The organism is Vibrio sp. 10N.222.54.A3 (assembly GCF_041474095.1).
GTDB classification, from domain to species: domain Bacteria; phylum Pseudomonadota; class Gammaproteobacteria; order Enterobacterales; family Vibrionaceae; genus Vibrio; species Vibrio crassostreae_C.
Genome location: NZ_JBFRTN010000177.1, coordinates 1 through 293 on the forward strand (window position 1 = coordinate 1; position 293 = coordinate 293).

Annotated in this window: 1 tRNA gene; it reads right to left on the reverse strand. The window is 42.0% G+C overall.

The features are described from left to right. Window positions 1-167: 167 nt before the first annotated feature. Window positions 168-243: transfer RNA gene (locus AB4507_RS22820), tRNA-Val, on the reverse strand. Between the last annotated feature and the right edge of the window lie 50 nt (window positions 244-293).

Consider the following 293-nt stretch of genomic DNA (forward strand, 5'->3'; position numbering starts at 1 on the left):
ATTTGATTGAATTACTCGTAAGTAATCAATCAGTCAGCTTTCCAAATTGTTAAAGAGCAATGAGACTTCTTGTGAAGTTCATTTTCTAAAGACTCTCACAGTCGAAAAATCCAACCAGCGACATAAGAAGTGGTTTGGAGATTTAACTTCCAAGAATATTTAGAGAATGGTGGGCGATACCGGGCTCGAACCAGTGACCCCCTGCTTGTAAGGCAGGTGCTCTCCCAACTGAGCTAATCGCCCACTAAAAGTTTTAATTCTTTCGTGGAGAAAGAATGGTGGGTCGTGCAGGA